Here is a 14445-nt window from a genome sequence, read left to right on the forward strand (position 1 = left end):
TTTTAAAAAAATTATCAAAATTTAATTTTTTGAGTACCAGCCCAATAACTTTTCTTCAAGTTTGTCATAGTCATACTGTCTTTGAGGATAGTCTCCAAACTTTAAAAGCTTTCCAGCTTGATTTGGCACCTTTGGTTCCTTTAATTTTTCTTCATCACTGGGATAGCCTTCTTTCTCCCAGTTTTTTAATATGCCGCTAATGTAGCTTAGTGAACACTTTTTTGAAGCTAATGCCTTTTGTATAGCAAGCTCTACGTTGATAGCTTTATGTTTTTTAATCAAAAGCTTTAAATGGTTAAAGTCAAGACCTTCCATGCTACCAGTAACAGCCCTATAGTAGTTTGAGAGAGTTAATGCAGCTTCATCAAGATATTCTGAAAAATTATTGCTATGGCTAGTAGATAGAGTTTCACCTTCTCCATCAAAAGACTTTTTGTTAGATTTATTAATATTAACTTTTGTGCTATCTTCTATCTCTGTATTTATATTTATATCTTTATTTATATCTCTCTTTATTTCTTCTTGTTTATCTATTTCTTTATCTTTATCTTTCTCTTTATTCTTATTGTCCCCTTCTGGTGGTACGATTCGTTCAGAGGCAGTATTTTCCTCAAAAAAACTCTTATAAAGCTTTAGTATTGGTTCGCTTTTAATATTCTCAGCTATATACTGAATAAGACTTTTATCCTTTACCATACTTAGTTCTTTGGTTAAGCAATCCATTACAGGCTTGCCCCCTCTTCCCAAATTGTACTTTCCCCAGTTCTTTAGTGCTAACTCCCTTGTTTCAGTATTATATTTTATAATTTTGTGATGATTTATATATCTATCCATAAAAACATCTACGGTCTCAACACTATATCCAAGATCTAAGGCAATCTGCTTTCTACTTATGGTGTAAATTCCTGTACTTGTGGTACTCGGATTAGTTAAAAGATATAAATAAAAATATCTATCCTCAGGCGTCATCTCCTCCATTATCACTGGATCTCTCCAAAAATCTGTGTACACAACTCTAAATTTCATAATTATTCCTCACTTTCTCATCAATTTTGTGACCATATAAATCTTCAAGTCCCTCAAAAGTTGGTTTTAGTCCCTTCTCTTTACAAAATTTTATATAGTTTTGCAGATGTTTTATATTCATAACAAAAACCTCCTTATTCTAAACAGTTAATTTCTTACTTCTGCCAATAACTTGCAAATCTCTCGTAATTCATTAACATATTCCTTCTAAAACCAAAAATTTAAACATTAATTATGACTTTTTTGTTAATTTTATCTATTTTTTTGTCCCTTATATGTTATATATGCTTTAAAACCATATATAACAGTTGTAATGTTAATTTTTTCAAAAATTTTTGTTACTTTTAGTAAACATAATTTTAGGAGGTTATATTTATGAATTTTGACAAAGTTGAAAATTTAGCTATTGCTGCTAAAAACGGTGACTCAAAAGCTCAAATAATGTTAATGGATGAATTTAAACCTTTTATTATCAAATTATCTAGCACATCAATAATTCATGGTTACGAAAGGGAAGATTTACGAAATGAATGCTATCAAACTTTGTTCAAGTGTATTTTCCAATACAATTTTGACACTCATAGGTTTATAGGCTATGCAACAAATGCTATCAAGAATAATATAAATAACTTGATTAAAACCTCTTGTAAAAGATCTAACGCAGAGGGAAGCAAAGCTTTAATAATGGATGACAAATTTGTAAGTCAACTTGCTGAGGATGATGAACATTTTGAAGATAGAATATGTAATAAGGCGTATAATAGAAGTATTAAAGATTTTGTAAGTCAACTTAATGATCGTGATAAAGAGCTTATACAATTTGTTTTCTATGAACGTAAACAACTAAAAGAATATTCAATCCTTAAAAATATACGTTATAGCACTGTTTTAAATAGAAAAAATATAGCTCTGAAAAATCTTAAAAAAATTATGGACGCTCATGAACCTAGTCAATATAAAAACTAAAAGCCTGAAGTGAATAACTTCAGGCTTTCCTTTATTTTATTCTATTATAATTTTAGACTACCTTGCACTCATCTACATTCTTAGTGACAAGCTGTGCTCCAACCTTCTGTACTAGCTTTCCTCCAGAACTATAGAAAACATTTTTCGCTATTATAGTATCCATGGCATTAGTTAATTCAGCAGTGGATACTTTATCCTTAACTCCCTTCACTGAAAGCGATACATTGTCACCGTTCTCATTTTTAAATATCATAATCAAAGTTTTTGATTCCATCTTCTCCCCCCTCTCCAGTAAATTTAGATCATATTTATAGGTTCCAACTTCAACTATTAATTTATACATGCCACGACAATCGCCAGAAACCGCGATTATCAAACAAGTATAAATTAAGTTTTCGTAAAGGAACCCTATATATCCTCTACTAAATAATCCTGCTGCTTTCTAATATAAATTGCATCTGATGGCATTAAACTGCTTAATGCTTGTCCTACTGCATAAAAATCATCATCACTTACATCCAGTCTTACATTAGGGAATCTTACAGTTCTGAAAATATCATCTCCATTTTCATTGGTTTCATTCTTGTACTTTATTATCATAGAATTTCCACTTAATATTGCTGTTGCCATATATCCTCACCCCCTTCCAACAGAGTACTTTACCACAGCTAAATTAAAATTACTCTTTAAAGGAAAAAGTATTTATTACCTTAGTTGTTTTTTCTTCATAGTCTTCTGCAACCTCATCAATTTTATTGCAAATATAATTTAGAGAACAGCCGCTGCAATCTTTTATAACTTCCTCTTCAAGTAATGAGCAACTCATTTCATCTTCATAGGTTGAGTTTCTTATGGCTAGTGCAATGGTAAACTTATCATAGACTAGGCTTTCTTCATCAGAAATTACAATTTTGTCTTTTTTCATCTTATTTTCACCTCACTTTTTGTTCTTATTTTTCATTATTTTTTTAAGCCTTCTATGTGTATATATGATTTAAACGGCATGAACACAGTTAATTGTTAAAATTTTTTAATTAAAACTTTTTTTAATTTTATGATTGTAACCTTTTACCATGGATTCTTTTTATAATTTTATCTTTAATTCTTTTTATCTTTTATTAATGGGAAAATGTATAATTTTTAAAATGAAAAAATCATAACTTTTTAAAAATTTACGCCTAAAATCTGGTTTTGAATGGGTTTTGCACTTTTAAATCATATATATTAGTTAAACCTTTCTGTTCTTTTAATGATCTCCACTTATTCTAAAAATAAATTCTAAAGGAGATGAAAAATTGGTTAAAAAAAAGAAAAAGTCTGAGGAAATACCAGAATTGTCCTTTGAAGACGACATGGAGGAAAACGGCTTTGTTGATGGTGTCCCAACTGGGGAGAATATATTTAGAACCTTTAGCTTTGCACCTGAAGAAATTAAAACAGCGCAGAAGCCTATTGATGTAGTAGTTCCTACCACTACACATGAAGATGAGAAAATTAAGACCTCCACTGAAATTGTAGACAACAGAATATTGAAAACTATCGGGAATGAAAAGACACCAGAAGTAGATAATGAACCATTTGATATTAATAGATCCTATAAGCTTAGAAAGTCTACTGCAAGAATGCTTAATGAAATAAAAGCTATTCATCCAAATGTAAATGTATATATGAATACCATAGTAGATGCTGCTTTAAGACATTATTATAATTATATTTTTAATGAAAATGGTGAACTGCACTGAGTTTTGCCTTTCTAAATCATATATATTAGTTAGGAGGTGATTTTAATGGAAATAAATGTTCTAGTAAATCTTATTGCAAACGTAGGCTTTCCAGTAGCAACTAGTGCCTATTTACTCATAAGGTTAGAAAAGCAAATCGTTGGGCTTACATCATCAATAAACAAGCTAAATATCATAATTTCTACAAAGCTTGGCGTTGTTATAGATACCAACAATGATAGCAAAATAGCATAATTAAAAAAAATTAAAAAAAATTTTTCAAAAAAACTGTTTTCTTGCTCACGAAATCATATATACATTATGAGAACAGAAGAAAGGAGGTAAACAAAATGGCAGTAAGTAAAGTTTTACAAACATCCTCTATGTATATAGAGATTGAAAATGGTACTGACAAACTGGGAGCTACAGTCTACAAAAAGAAAAACTTCTCTGGCGTTAAAACCAACGCAACTCCTGAAAATGTCTATGCAGTTGCAGAAGCTATAAAGGCAGTTTTAAGCGTTGGAACTAGAGATGCTTTCTTGACTGAAACTTCAAAACTAGCTAATGCTTAGTTTTAAGCACTAGGTATCAAAAAGTCGTAACTTTATGGAATTTTAAAGTAAATACACTTAGGTTTACTTAATAAATTCAAAAAACATGAAGGAAGGAGGTTTAAAACATGGATTATACACTAGCTATGACATTCATAAATACTAACGGTGATAAGCTTTCTTTGAGTGTTTCTGATGTAAAACCAGATATATCATCAGCTGAGGTTGGTGCCCTTATGGACACTATCGTGGCTAAAGATATATTCTTAAGCAAAGGCTGCTCAATAGCTGCTAAATATGACGCTCAGATTACTCAAAGACAAACTACTAAGTTTGATATAAAGTAGTTTTCATATTATTAATCACAAAACAGCTTGAACATTTGTCCAAGCTGTTTTCATTATCAAATATTATTAACTATTTGTTTATTTTACTTGTTAGAAGCATAGAAGTTATGGTCATAAATTTTATTATATTCTTAATTATCATATTATTTATTTCTTAACTTGTCGTATTCTCCAAATATATAGGTATTTACCGTATCACTATTAATTCCAAGTAAATCTCCACTTCTAAATACCGTTCTTTCAAGGCCAAAATAAGACTTTTTGTATGAACCTCTTGGTTTCCCTTCAGTATAGGTATCATCTATTTTCTTAAATTCAATCCTATTGTCTGTAATATCAGTTGGGAAATAGAATGCCCACCAAGAGGATGGTGATATTCCTTTAGCCCATTCACCTATATTTTCATATTCAAATTTTGAAACATAATATTTAGGTTCTTCTTCAAGATTTATCTCAAGTACATAAAGTGGACCATTTCTCCAGCCATTACTTAATATTTCACCATCACTACTTTGATAGATTTTGAAGAATTTATTATATACCCATCCATCAACACTATTATCTGTGTTATATCTTAAGAACCTATCTGTACAAGAATAATAACCATTTTCTTCAGCAACCTTATCACAATACTCCATTAGTTTTTTCACATTTTCCAGAGTGTTATATACTACTGAAAATGCATTTTTTATATTTTCACTATATGAATTCATAATGTTCTCCTTCATTTACATTAATATTACTTATAAAACTAAACTTTTCACTAATATTCTGATTGATATATAACTCATTCTTTTTATTGTCTTTAAATACATAGTATTTATCTTCAACTACTACTTCATTATCCAAGCTTGCTGTAAAATCCTTGAATCTATTAAATCCCTTTCTAATTAAAAGCTTATATATATCTCCCACCACTACCTTTTCAAAATAGCTCAGATTATCACTCTTAAATAGACTTTCAAAACTTGTACAAATATCTTCCCATGAGATAAATTTAAGCATTACTTCAGCCGCAATTATATTTCTACTAAGTACATTATTTATTATTTCTTTTCCTTCATTTTCCCTTGCGATAAATAGCAATATAGGGGTTGTTCCTCTAGCTTTTGCGATTTCTTTAATTATCCTTGATTCCCTAGCTAACTGATTTATACTTTTCTCATTGTTGTCATCTTCATTGGAAACATCATCTTCTGAGGATAATTTACTATTATATTTTACTTCTATGGCAATAGAAACTAAGTCAAGGTTAATAACTAAGTCTAATTCTCCTTCTTTGTCATAAGGCCAAAACTCAACTCTTTCTGCCCATTCCTCCGCTTCATATTCTCCAAAATACTGTTCATCAATTACCGAAAGTAGAATAGGTTTAATTCCTTTGCTAAAAGGAATATATCTTAGACTTCCAAAAACATTACCTGTTAAGTTATCTTCTAGAGTTTCTCTTAGATTTGTTCCTCTACTGCTTATTTTTCCATGTAGCTCTGCAATCATATATTCACCCCCATCATATGATAGTATTTTTATATTGACTCATTCTATAAACGATAAACTAAGATTTAAATAAGTTTCAGAGTTTTGCTAATTTTCCTGCTTTATTGCTTAAGCTCTTATTATATCTAAATGATATGTGCAAATTTATTGTGATAGTCTTCATATTAAACTACCCCAAATAAAAATTATTTTAATTCCCAAGCTATCTTACTTTTCATAAACCTTCTCTAGTATAATTCCTTCTTCAAAACCACCTCTAGCTTCTCTCTTTTTTGCCCTCATACTCATTAAATCATCTTCACTATATCCTAAGCTATTAGCAAGTGCAAATAGGACCTCCATCACATCTGCCAATTCTTCAAGATTTTCAGCTTCCATAAATTCTTGTACTTCTTCAGTAAGTTTGTTCTTTAATTTAGAAAACTTTTCTTCGTTGTTAGCCTTGCTAACTATGCAATTCTTTCCACTTTTCATGATAATCTCAGGAATATAATCTCTTACCAGCTTATTGTAAATTTTAATCTTAGCCTCTTCTTCAACTGTTTGAGGCTCTTCTTCGTTTATTCTGATCCACTGTCTAAAGAAGTTCCAATCTTTAACGGTACCATCTTTATTTAATAGCTTCAAGTATATACCGTCGCCCTTACCAACCTGATAAATAGCGTTTGCCGAGTTTTCAGTTCCTGCCATACCATTATCAAAACAGAAGTTTATAAAAGTTGTTTTTCCTGGACCTATGTTTTCCGCTACATAAGCAACTATGTAAATATCAAAAGGACTTGCCCCTAGATAAGAGAAATCATTTTCTAAAATATGCTTTCTTAACAAGCCTATTCTTTCCTCTTCATCCGCTAAGATTAACTGATTCTTTATTTCTTCAATGTTATAATTTTTGTAGCTTCTCTTTTCCCACTGTTCAAGATTAGCATACTCCCCAGCCTTCTCTCTAAGTTTGTCCAACATTATCTTTACTGAACATACTGTTGGTATTATCTTTTCAGAAACTATGTTTTTACCTCTCAAGCTATCTGGTAAATTAAAAGCTCTATTAAAATTTTCTTCAATACTCATATTTCCACTCCCCTTTATATAAAAATCTTCATTTAATGAACTATTTTACATCTAAGTTTAATTATAACAATATATATCCTAAATGAAATAGTTTCTTTATCGATCGCTATAGATGCTATTTAATTAAGAGGATTTTAACATCGTATTAGAGAAGTATTTGAAAATGAATTTACCAGCAATGGTGGTGAAGTAAAAGTGACACGAGCAAGCCGCAATGGTGCCGTTGTCGCACTGCGGCAATAATTAAGTATTTACTTTACTTATAGGTAAGATATAATTCCAAAAATTGTATACCTAAAAGCATCATGATTAGATGTATAATTATGTTTATTTCTTAATCTAAAGGACTAACAATATTCTTTATTAGATCGTAAATATAATAATTGCAGTTTCTATCAATAACACCTTGATTTTCGCCAGCATTATTATGGAATGTACTTCCTATTATTCATTTAATTTATACTTGCTGTTTATTAAATAATCTTTAGAGATTATTTGTACACCGGTTTCTCCGGAATACAAATAATGAAAATCTAGTAGACTCATAATTTCTTTTTATAGTTGTCCTTTTATAAGTTTATTGGCTCAATCATCCATTGCCACGGAGATTTTTGTTTTATCTTGATTCTCAGAATAATCAAGATAAATAGTTACGAGTCTATTTCATCTAAAGTTAAATAAGAGCAATTTATTTTGAACCGTTTTAAAAAGATTTTAGAGCTTAATAAAATATTTATTTAATTAAAAGATTATTTCTTCATATAAATATATAATTATAAAATCAAAAAATTATATAAATATATAGGAACCATACGGGTTTGAGCTATTTCCACTCTTTCTAAACTCATTTTTCAACTTAAATTTATACATCTAGGATATATAAGAATTTATAGATATATTAGTTGTAAATATGTAGACATAACACTTCGATTCTAAATCTATTTTTAAAACACTCACGGCTTCTGCTACTCCATTTATTAAAGAAGAGCTCAAGCTATTAAATCAAAAACATTTAGATAGTATTTTTAATGTAGTGATGATTTTCTTATAAGTGATGAAAGTACTGTAATTAGTATACGTATTTATCAATTAACCTCTTGCACAAGAAAACAGTCTTACTAATATTATTTACCCAACCGTAAATTATTGTTTAGATTCTTAATAAAGCGAGCTAATTGGCGGATATGACATTGCAAGATGTCTACATAATATACCATAGTTATGAAAATGTAAGTATTTCCTTAATAAAATTATCCACCTGTAAATCCTCATTGTTTTCTATTTTTAGATCCTAACTAAATTTATTCTAACTACATGTTGACTAGTCAACATCAATGTAATAGAATAAGTGTTGACTAGTCAATTAAAATTAAGGTGGTTATAATCATGGAAAAAGAAAGCATGCATTTCATAATGTACATTAGTAAGATTTTTAGAAACACACAAATATATTTAGATAAAGTTTTAAAAGAGTTTGGATTAACTAATGGTTCTTGTTCATATTTATTTGTTTTAGAAAAAAATGAAGGCATAAGCCAAAATAAACTTAGCGAAGAAATAGGTAATGATAAGGCAATGTCAGCAAGGACTATTACAAAACTAATAGAACAAGGCTATGTATATAAAGTGCAGCACGAAAAAAACAGTAGAGCTTATAAGTTATATTTAACAGATAAAGCTAAAGAGATTATGCCAAAGATACATAAAGAAATTCAAGCTTTGGTGAATTTAGCGTCAGAAGAATTATCTGAGGAAGAGATGCTTATTACTATGAAGTCTTTAAAAAAGATTTTTGATAGCACCCAAAGATTTAGAGAATGATAAGAATTAAAGATGTACCACTTCGAACCGAAATCTATTTTTAAAACTCTCACGGCTTCTGGTGAGAGAATTTAAAAATAATAAGTTTTATTACGAAGTGGTACATCCATTTAGACTGGAGGATTTATAATGAAATATAAAAACAATGACATAGAACTTAATAAACTTGGATTAGGTTGTGGAGGTATGAGAGATGATGCTAATAAGGCTGAAAATATAGCAACAATTCATGAAGCCTTAGATTTTGGAGTAAATCATTTAAATACAGCAGATTTTTACGCTTCTGGAAAGAGCGAAATGATAATTGGTGAAGCCCTTAAAGGTCAAAAGAGAGAAAAAGCTTATGTATCAGTAAAGTTTGGTATGCAAGTTGCACCTAATAGCGCAATGTATGGATTGGATGTAAGACCGGAGTCAATAAAAAATTATCTTACTTATACTCTTAAAAGGTTAAATTTAGATTATATTGACCTTTACCAACCAGCAAGAATTGACTTAGGCATTCCAGTAGAAGAAACAATTGGAGCCATTTCTGATCTGGTTAAGGCTGGCTATGTTAGGCATATTGGGCTTACTCAAGTTGATGCTGATACCCTAAGAAAAGCAAATTCTGTACATCCAATAAGTTTTATAGAAAGCGAATATTCCTTATTTAATAGGAGTATCGAAAAAGACATTATACCTGCCGCTAGAGAGCTTGGTATTGGTGTAGTTGCATTTGGCTCCCTTGCACATGGTTTACTTAGTGGTACATGGCTAAAGGATAAAGCACATTCGTATAATTCTTTTATTCCTTTATTCTTTGAAGAAAATATAGACAAAAATCTTGAGCTTGTAGAATATTTACGTAAAATAGCTGATGAGAAACATATCACTATACCACAACTTGCTCTTGCTTGGCATTTATCCAAAGGCGATGATATTATAACCTTAGTTGGTGCCTCAAGAAGAACTACACTTCAAGACTCATTAAAATCTTTAAAAGTGAATTTAAGTGCAAGTGATATTGAAAGAATAGAAAAAGCTATACCTGAAGACAAAATTGCTGGTGCTAGTTTCCCTAAAAGAGAATTTAGAAATGGAATAGCAGTTCGTTAGTATATCCCTAAAGTTTTGAGTTAGGATTTCTATAATCTCATTTCAGTTTTAATCTACTTAGGTTTTACATTTATAGATTAAAATAGCTAGTAAAAAGCTAATGCCTTTTACTAGCTATTTCTTTACTATATCTTTTACCCATGATGATATTTTTCTATCTATTACCTTTGCTTGTTCCTTTTGTAGAACCATATTGCACAGAGTCATATAGAAATCTTGTTCCTCTTTTGTTTTAGCTTCCTTAAACAAGGCTTTTAATTGGCTATATGAATAATTCAAAAAAACATCATACAAACTCTTCTCTTTATTCTCCATATAAAATTCCTCCTTTAAGAAAGCTTATTTATAAATTAATATATATCAACATAAAAAAATAATAACCATTATTCTTTTGAATTTTCCTTTAAAGCACTTTAATTAATTCCTTATTTTATAGATTATGTTTGGCTAGACATACTATAACATAGTTATAGAAATGTTTCCTTTATCAAATCAATAACTCCAGATAAGAAATTAATCATTAAATGCAACTCTTAGTATTTGTTGCAGAATTCATCAAGCCAATCACTTAATTTGTGTTCTTCATTTTCATAAAACTTTAATGCTTTCTCTATATCAATTTTCATTTTACTATACTTCTCATTGGCTTCTTCAATACTTGAAGCATATGCTGTATGAACCATTAGGCCATAAATCCCTGCTGTAATTCCAAATGGTATATTACCACAATTTTTTTCAATTGTTATACGTGCGCCACTTGTATGTTCTTCATCCATTATTATAATTCCATTTTCAGTACCTACCTCACTAAGGGTTACTCCAGCTTCATAAGAATTCCACATATTTAATCCCTCCTAACATCCATAACCTTATTTATTGGACAAGAGTTGCAAATTTAACTCATTTAACTTCTTTCAAATTGTAATAAAACTTCATAAATTTGCAACAGCACAGATATATATGACCTTCATTTTCCAAAGTTAATATCCAAGAATACTATATTGGTATCGTTGTTAAAGTTATCCACAATCCACATTTAAGGTAGCTATATCCATATATATAAATAATGAGCTAATGATCTACAGCCCGTCAATCAATTATTCCTTAATTTACTTTGCTATAAAATGTTTAACTGAAACAATCTGGTTCCATTTCACTTCCCACATTGTTGCTTGTATAGATTGATTTTCTTTTTTACCTGACCATTCCTCATTCTTCTCACATTCTAAATCAAATACTTTTTCCCAACTTTTATAAAATTTTAATTTGAATTTACTCAGAATATCATTTTTTTTATCATCTCGTTGCAAATCATAATGACAATATCCGCTTTTCTCCAAGTCAACATAAAATTTATCAAAATCTTCTTCATTATCTGCTATATACCCGTAATTTAAAACATTATTAAATTCATCAAAATCAGATAATAAAACACTCTCTGGTTCTACTTCTAATTCTAATATTACGCCTCTTGCTCCTCTTTCTAAATGTCCTGAAAATCTTAAATCTGGTTTCTTTTGTTTTACTCCTCGCCACTGATACCACGCCCATATAGGATACTTTATTTCTTGTGAAGTAGCCAAACCTACCCTCTTTTTCATTTGTTTTACCATCCAATTATAATGAAATATCATATCTTTATAAATAAATTTTTCATCAGCTTGGAGGATTCCTGTATCCTTAAATTTCGTATATACACTTTCAGACTGTATAGTCCATAATTTCATATAATTATCTCCTAACTTAGCTTTCTACATAAAACTATCACTTGACATTGAATTTATTTTTAATAATACAATCTAGCCCTTATCGTCTAATTATTATATTAAGACATAAAATACAAATCATGTATAGTTAATATATAACTAGAAAGATGTTTTCTTGCCTCTTCCACATCTAACTTATCCTTGAAAATATCATATTTTTCATCCTCTAAGACAGCTAGCTCGACCTTAAGCTTTTCACTTATTAACTCTTCATAAAGCCCTTCTTTTAGCATTAAGACACCTCCTCATCTCTCTATATAACTGAATTACTTTCTAAATAAAATCTATATTTATAATTAGTAATAGTCAACAAATCTAATATCTTGATTTTATCAAATAGACCTTTAATATCAATTGCTAATTCAATCTTAGCAAAATTAGACATAATATACCAGAGCTATGAAAATATGAATATCTCATATACAAAAAAATCACTGGCCTAAATTAACCAGTGATTGATTGTGCTATATTGAGATTGAGTTAGATAACTCTTAATCTATCTTATTCATATCAAATTTATTAATCTCTTTGTTCTTAACTCCATAACTTTCATAAAAATCTTGCATAAATCTATCTAATTAATTATACCCTGTATCTAGATTGCTTAAAATATAGTTATCCAGTTCATTATAAAAAATTTATATTTTCACGCTTAATTTATTTTTCACTGTTTTGCCTAAGAAATATCCAAATCCCCCAGCTATATATGTTATTAGAATTGCTATATAAAAAAAGTTGCTAGAAAGTGGTTCTCTAAAAAAATACCGTAATCCATATAGTGGTATGAAGAATATACAGGACAAAGGAATTGATAATATAAACCAGTTAAAAAATAAGGTAATTAAATTTAATACAAATCCAACTACCCAATACACAGTAATAAACTTCACGAAGTGCTTTGAATTTTTATTACCCATTACAAAGCCATACAGTAGCCACAATGCAATAAAAAATATAGATATAAATCCTTGAGTTAAGTCAGGTTTATTTCCTATCATATATACCTTGAAATTTAACACCCCAAAAACTATTGATACAAGTACTATTAGAAATACATTTTTCTTATTCATCCTTTTGATACCTACCTTCTTTATACTCCTCAAACACTTTTAATATCAGTTTATAATACTTAAACATTTCATCTTCCCGAACATATTTAAATCCTAGCTTTTCCATAATATGTTGACTTCTTGTGTTTCTATGTACAACATCAGCATATAGCGTATTAAGTCCAAGATTCTTAAAGGCATATTCAATTATAAGTCGTTCTGCCTCTGTTCCATATCCTTTTCCCTTAACACTATCACCTATAAGATGAACGGATAAACTACCTTCTTTTGTTAAATAATTAATATGCTTTATCTGCACCTCGCCAATAGCTTCTCCATCAACCGTAATAGCAAATATCTTTCTATTACAGTCTTTCGTGCGTTCATTGAAATAATTATCAACCTTTTCTTTTGAATACTCATAGATTTGATCTGTCATCATTGGATCAGCTACATATTTTTTGTATATCTCATGACATAATTCTTTTGTGAGAGACTTTAGTATGACTTTTTCCCCTTTTATATCCATAATTTTTTCATAACTATTTTGCATACAACCCCTTCACCTTCCGAGCTATTACCCTCCAATTACCGCCTTATTCACCAGGCAATAAGGCATCTTCGTTTTCATCTCTATAATTAATCTTGCAAGTCTATACTATTATTATACTATATTTTCCATATACAGCAATTATTTTCACAGATACATCTCTACCAATTAAATATCCCAAAGCTAATTATATCAATGCTTAGTACCAATATTATAATTCACTTGCGGTAATATTTTCTTTATATACTCTCACCCGCACCAACACAGTAACTTTTTAAATTTTTCTCTACAAAACTTTTTCCATATTTCTATATTTAACTATGGAACTATAAAAATATGAACCTACATAACTATTTAAATATGTCCCTATTTTCCTATTTTCCTATTAAAATTCTTAAATTTTTAAATATTTACTCTTAAAATGCAGTTTCAGATAGATTTTATTTTTTTAAACCATATATTTAAGTTGAACAATTATTTCTCATATTAATATTGTAAAAATAAATTTCTAAAGGAGATTGACTATGGTTAGAAGAAAAAGAAAAGCTGATGCTATAGTGGAACTGTGCTCTGATGAAATCGTGGAGGAAACCGGAATTGTTGATGGCGAACCAACTGGAGGAGATTTAGTTAGAGCTTTTAGCTTTGTTACTACAGATACTGATACTTTACTAAAGAATGATATAAATACATCAGATATGAATGAGGTTAAGGAAGATGATATTAAAGTATCTCCTGAAATAGCTGATAACAGAAAACTAAAGACAATAAGAAATGATAAAACACCAGCAGTGGATGACGAACCATTGGATCTACAAAGAAACTATAAGATAAGAAAATCTACTGCAAGGATGCTTAATGAGATAAAAGCTGCCCATCCAAATGTAAATGTATATATGAATACCATAGTGGATGCTGCTTTAAGGCACTATCACAATTATATATTTAATGAAAATGGAGAGTTTCATTAGACTTTTTA

The 14445-nt window shown here is 29.4% G+C and carries 22 protein-coding genes; 8 read left to right on the forward strand and 14 right to left on the reverse strand.

Features of this window, described 5'->3' with window-relative positions:
• Nucleotides 1-21 precede the first annotated feature (21 nt).
• Nucleotides 22-1026: a DnaD domain protein gene (locus tag bsdtw1_RS12160; protein WP_183277828.1), complete on the reverse strand. Its 1005-nt coding sequence runs from the start codon at nt 1024-1026 to the stop codon at nt 22-24.
• Complete coding sequence (locus bsdtw1_RS23625; protein ID WP_280514144.1) at nt 1016-1147, reverse strand: hypothetical protein; 132 nt, start codon at nt 1145-1147, stop codon at nt 1016-1018. Before bsdtw1_RS23625 ends, bsdtw1_RS12160 begins: the two co-directional genes overlap by 11 nt.
• A gap of 254 nt (nt 1148-1401) precedes the next feature.
• On the opposite strand from bsdtw1_RS23625, the gene bsdtw1_RS12165 reads away from it, so the two are divergent.
• A complete protein-coding gene (locus bsdtw1_RS12165) occupies nt 1402-1992 on the forward strand; it encodes an RNA polymerase sigma factor (protein ID WP_183277829.1) in 591 nt (196 codons plus the stop codon).
• Between the two features lie 52 nt (nt 1993-2044).
• Here the strand turns inward: bsdtw1_RS12165 and bsdtw1_RS12170 are convergent, their stop codons facing one another.
• The 3 genes from bsdtw1_RS12170 to bsdtw1_RS12180 all read right to left on the reverse strand — a co-directional run bounded on the left by bsdtw1_RS12170 (nt 2045) and on the right by bsdtw1_RS12180 (nt 2917).
• Nucleotides 2045-2266, reverse strand: coding sequence for a DUF2922 domain-containing protein (locus bsdtw1_RS12170; RefSeq protein ID WP_183277830.1), 222 nt, complete (start codon nt 2264-2266; stop codon nt 2045-2047).
• Between the two features lie 134 nt (nt 2267-2400).
• Nucleotides 2401-2622, reverse strand: coding sequence for a DUF1659 domain-containing protein (locus tag bsdtw1_RS12175; RefSeq protein WP_183277831.1), 222 nt, complete (start codon nt 2620-2622; stop codon nt 2401-2403).
• Nucleotides 2623-2671: 49 nt separating this feature from the next.
• Entirely contained in the window at nt 2672-2917 is a 246-nt protein-coding gene (locus tag bsdtw1_RS12180; protein WP_183277832.1) for a hypothetical protein, read from the reverse strand.
• 370 nt (nt 2918-3287) lie between these two features.
• Between bsdtw1_RS12180 and bsdtw1_RS12185 the strand changes: the two genes are divergently transcribed.
• The 4 genes from bsdtw1_RS12185 (at nt 3288) to bsdtw1_RS12200 (ending at nt 4614) form a co-directional block, all read left to right on the forward strand.
• Complete coding sequence (locus bsdtw1_RS12185) at nt 3288-3734, forward strand: hypothetical protein (RefSeq protein WP_183277833.1); 447 nt, start codon at nt 3288-3290, stop codon at nt 3732-3734.
• 45 nt (nt 3735-3779) lie between these two features.
• Nucleotides 3780-3968 carry a YvrJ family protein gene (locus bsdtw1_RS12190; RefSeq protein WP_183277834.1) on the forward strand — a complete coding sequence of 63 codons (189 nt, stop codon included), beginning with the start codon at nt 3780-3782 and terminating at the stop codon, nt 3966-3968.
• A gap of 95 nt (nt 3969-4063) precedes the next feature.
• On the forward strand, nt 4064-4288 hold the full coding sequence (locus bsdtw1_RS12195) for a DUF1659 domain-containing protein (protein WP_183277835.1): 225 nt from the start codon (nt 4064-4066) through the stop codon (nt 4286-4288).
• A gap of 107 nt (nt 4289-4395) precedes the next feature.
• A complete protein-coding gene (locus bsdtw1_RS12200; RefSeq protein ID WP_183277836.1) occupies nt 4396-4614 on the forward strand; it encodes a DUF2922 domain-containing protein in 219 nt (72 codons plus the stop codon).
• Nucleotides 4615-4757: 143 nt separating this feature from the next.
• Here bsdtw1_RS12200 and bsdtw1_RS12205 read toward each other — a convergent pair whose 3' ends face one another.
• The 3 genes from bsdtw1_RS12205 to bsdtw1_RS12215 form a co-directional block, all read right to left on the reverse strand.
• Nucleotides 4758-5327: a hypothetical protein gene (locus tag bsdtw1_RS12205; RefSeq protein WP_183277837.1), complete on the reverse strand. Its 570-nt coding sequence runs from the start codon at nt 5325-5327 to the stop codon at nt 4758-4760.
• The gene (locus bsdtw1_RS12210; RefSeq protein WP_183277838.1) at nt 5314-6111 is read right to left on the reverse strand and encodes a hypothetical protein; all 798 of its coding nucleotides are present in this window, start codon (nt 6109-6111) and stop codon (nt 5314-5316) included. The genes bsdtw1_RS12205 and bsdtw1_RS12210 overlap by 14 nt, the downstream gene beginning before the upstream one ends.
• Nucleotides 6112-6318: 207 nt before the next feature.
• The gene (locus bsdtw1_RS12215) at nt 6319-6633 is read right to left on the reverse strand and encodes a nucleoside triphosphate pyrophosphohydrolase (protein WP_183279801.1); all 315 of its coding nucleotides are present in this window, start codon (nt 6631-6633) and stop codon (nt 6319-6321) included.
• A 1935-nt stretch (nt 6634-8568) separates the two neighbouring features.
• Here bsdtw1_RS12215 and bsdtw1_RS12220 point away from each other — a divergent pair.
• Nucleotides 8569-9003 (forward strand): MarR family winged helix-turn-helix transcriptional regulator, encoded by a 435-nt coding sequence (locus bsdtw1_RS12220; RefSeq protein WP_183277839.1) that lies wholly within the window; start codon nt 8569-8571, stop codon nt 9001-9003.
• A 129-nt stretch (nt 9004-9132) separates the two neighbouring features.
• A complete protein-coding gene (locus bsdtw1_RS12225) occupies nt 9133-10101 on the forward strand; it encodes an aldo/keto reductase (RefSeq protein WP_183277840.1) in 969 nt (322 codons plus the stop codon).
• A gap of 114 nt (nt 10102-10215) precedes the next feature.
• On the opposite strand, the gene bsdtw1_RS12230 is transcribed toward bsdtw1_RS12225, so the two are convergent.
• From bsdtw1_RS12230 to bsdtw1_RS12255, 6 genes are all read right to left on the reverse strand, one after another.
• Nucleotides 10216-10416, reverse strand: a complete 201-nt coding sequence (locus bsdtw1_RS12230) for a hypothetical protein (RefSeq protein WP_183277841.1) — start codon at nt 10414-10416, stop codon at nt 10216-10218.
• Between the two features lie 218 nt (nt 10417-10634).
• Complete coding sequence (locus tag bsdtw1_RS12235; RefSeq protein ID WP_183277842.1) at nt 10635-10943, reverse strand: hypothetical protein; 309 nt, start codon at nt 10941-10943, stop codon at nt 10635-10637.
• 267 nt (nt 10944-11210) lie between these two features.
• Entirely contained in the window at nt 11211-11828 is a 618-nt protein-coding gene (locus bsdtw1_RS12240; RefSeq protein ID WP_183277843.1) for a DUF3841 domain-containing protein, read from the reverse strand.
• A 98-nt stretch (nt 11829-11926) separates the two neighbouring features.
• Nucleotides 11927-12100, reverse strand: coding sequence for a hypothetical protein (locus bsdtw1_RS12245; RefSeq protein ID WP_183277844.1), 174 nt, complete (start codon nt 12098-12100; stop codon nt 11927-11929).
• Nucleotides 12101-12505: 405 nt separating this feature from the next.
• A complete protein-coding gene (locus bsdtw1_RS12250) occupies nt 12506-12937 on the reverse strand; it encodes a hypothetical protein (protein WP_183277845.1) in 432 nt (143 codons plus the stop codon).
• Nucleotides 12930-13469 carry a GNAT family N-acetyltransferase gene (locus tag bsdtw1_RS12255; protein WP_183277846.1) on the reverse strand — a complete coding sequence of 180 codons (540 nt, stop codon included), beginning with the start codon at nt 13467-13469 and terminating at the stop codon, nt 12930-12932. Before bsdtw1_RS12255 ends, bsdtw1_RS12250 begins: the two co-directional genes overlap by 8 nt.
• Before the next feature lie 521 nt (nt 13470-13990).
• Here bsdtw1_RS12255 and bsdtw1_RS12260 point away from each other — a divergent pair.
• Nucleotides 13991-14437: a hypothetical protein gene (locus bsdtw1_RS12260; protein WP_183277847.1), complete on the forward strand. Its 447-nt coding sequence runs from the start codon at nt 13991-13993 to the stop codon at nt 14435-14437.
• Nucleotides 14438-14445: the final 8 nt, after the last annotated feature.

The organism is Clostridium fungisolvens (genome assembly GCF_014193895.1).
Taxonomy (GTDB): Bacteria; Bacillota; Clostridia; order Clostridiales; family Clostridiaceae; genus Clostridium_AR; species Clostridium_AR fungisolvens.

What these genes read in the sequence shown, in the direction of transcription:
- bsdtw1_RS12160 (WP_183277828.1), bottom strand. Translation starts at nt 1,026, where the DNA reads ATGAAATTTAGAGTTGTGTACACAGATTTTTGGAGAGATCCAGTGATA.
- bsdtw1_RS23625 (WP_280514144.1), bottom strand. Translation starts at nt 1,147, where the DNA reads ATGAATATAAAACATCTGCAAAACTATATAAAATTTTGTAAAGAGAAG.
- bsdtw1_RS12165 (WP_183277829.1), top strand. Translation starts at nt 1,402, where the DNA reads ATGAATTTTGACAAAGTTGAAAATTTAGCTATTGCTGCTAAAAACGGT.
- bsdtw1_RS12170 (WP_183277830.1), bottom strand. Translation starts at nt 2,266, where the DNA reads ATGGAATCAAAAACTTTGATTATGATATTTAAAAATGAGAACGGTGAC.
- bsdtw1_RS12175 (WP_183277831.1), bottom strand. Translation starts at nt 2,622, where the DNA reads ATGGCAACAGCAATATTAAGTGGAAATTCTATGATAATAAAGTACAAG.
- bsdtw1_RS12180 (WP_183277832.1), bottom strand. Translation starts at nt 2,917, where the DNA reads ATGAAAAAAGACAAAATTGTAATTTCTGATGAAGAAAGCCTAGTCTAT.
- bsdtw1_RS12190 (WP_183277834.1), top strand. Translation starts at nt 3,780, where the DNA reads ATGGAAATAAATGTTCTAGTAAATCTTATTGCAAACGTAGGCTTTCCA.
- bsdtw1_RS12195 (WP_183277835.1), top strand. Translation starts at nt 4,064, where the DNA reads ATGGCAGTAAGTAAAGTTTTACAAACATCCTCTATGTATATAGAGATT.
- bsdtw1_RS12200 (WP_183277836.1), top strand. Translation starts at nt 4,396, where the DNA reads ATGGATTATACACTAGCTATGACATTCATAAATACTAACGGTGATAAG.
- bsdtw1_RS12205 (WP_183277837.1), bottom strand. Translation starts at nt 5,327, where the DNA reads ATGAATTCATATAGTGAAAATATAAAAAATGCATTTTCAGTAGTATAT.
- bsdtw1_RS12210 (WP_183277838.1), bottom strand. Translation starts at nt 6,111, where the DNA reads ATGATTGCAGAGCTACATGGAAAAATAAGCAGTAGAGGAACAAATCTA.
- bsdtw1_RS12220 (WP_183277839.1), top strand. Translation starts at nt 8,569, where the DNA reads ATGGAAAAAGAAAGCATGCATTTCATAATGTACATTAGTAAGATTTTT.
- bsdtw1_RS12225 (WP_183277840.1), top strand. Translation starts at nt 9,133, where the DNA reads ATGAAATATAAAAACAATGACATAGAACTTAATAAACTTGGATTAGGT.
- bsdtw1_RS12230 (WP_183277841.1), bottom strand. Translation starts at nt 10,416, where the DNA reads ATGGAGAATAAAGAGAAGAGTTTGTATGATGTTTTTTTGAATTATTCA.
- bsdtw1_RS12235 (WP_183277842.1), bottom strand. Translation starts at nt 10,943, where the DNA reads ATGTGGAATTCTTATGAAGCTGGAGTAACCCTTAGTGAGGTAGGTACT.
- bsdtw1_RS12240 (WP_183277843.1), bottom strand. Translation starts at nt 11,828, where the DNA reads ATGAAATTATGGACTATACAGTCTGAAAGTGTATATACGAAATTTAAG.
- bsdtw1_RS12245 (WP_183277844.1), bottom strand. Translation starts at nt 12,100, where the DNA reads ATGCTAAAAGAAGGGCTTTATGAAGAGTTAATAAGTGAAAAGCTTAAG.
- bsdtw1_RS12250 (WP_183277845.1), bottom strand. Translation starts at nt 12,937, where the DNA reads ATGAATAAGAAAAATGTATTTCTAATAGTACTTGTATCAATAGTTTTT.
- bsdtw1_RS12255 (WP_183277846.1), bottom strand. Translation starts at nt 13,469, where the DNA reads ATGCAAAATAGTTATGAAAAAATTATGGATATAAAAGGGGAAAAAGTC.
- bsdtw1_RS12260 (WP_183277847.1), top strand. Translation starts at nt 13,991, where the DNA reads ATGGTTAGAAGAAAAAGAAAAGCTGATGCTATAGTGGAACTGTGCTCT.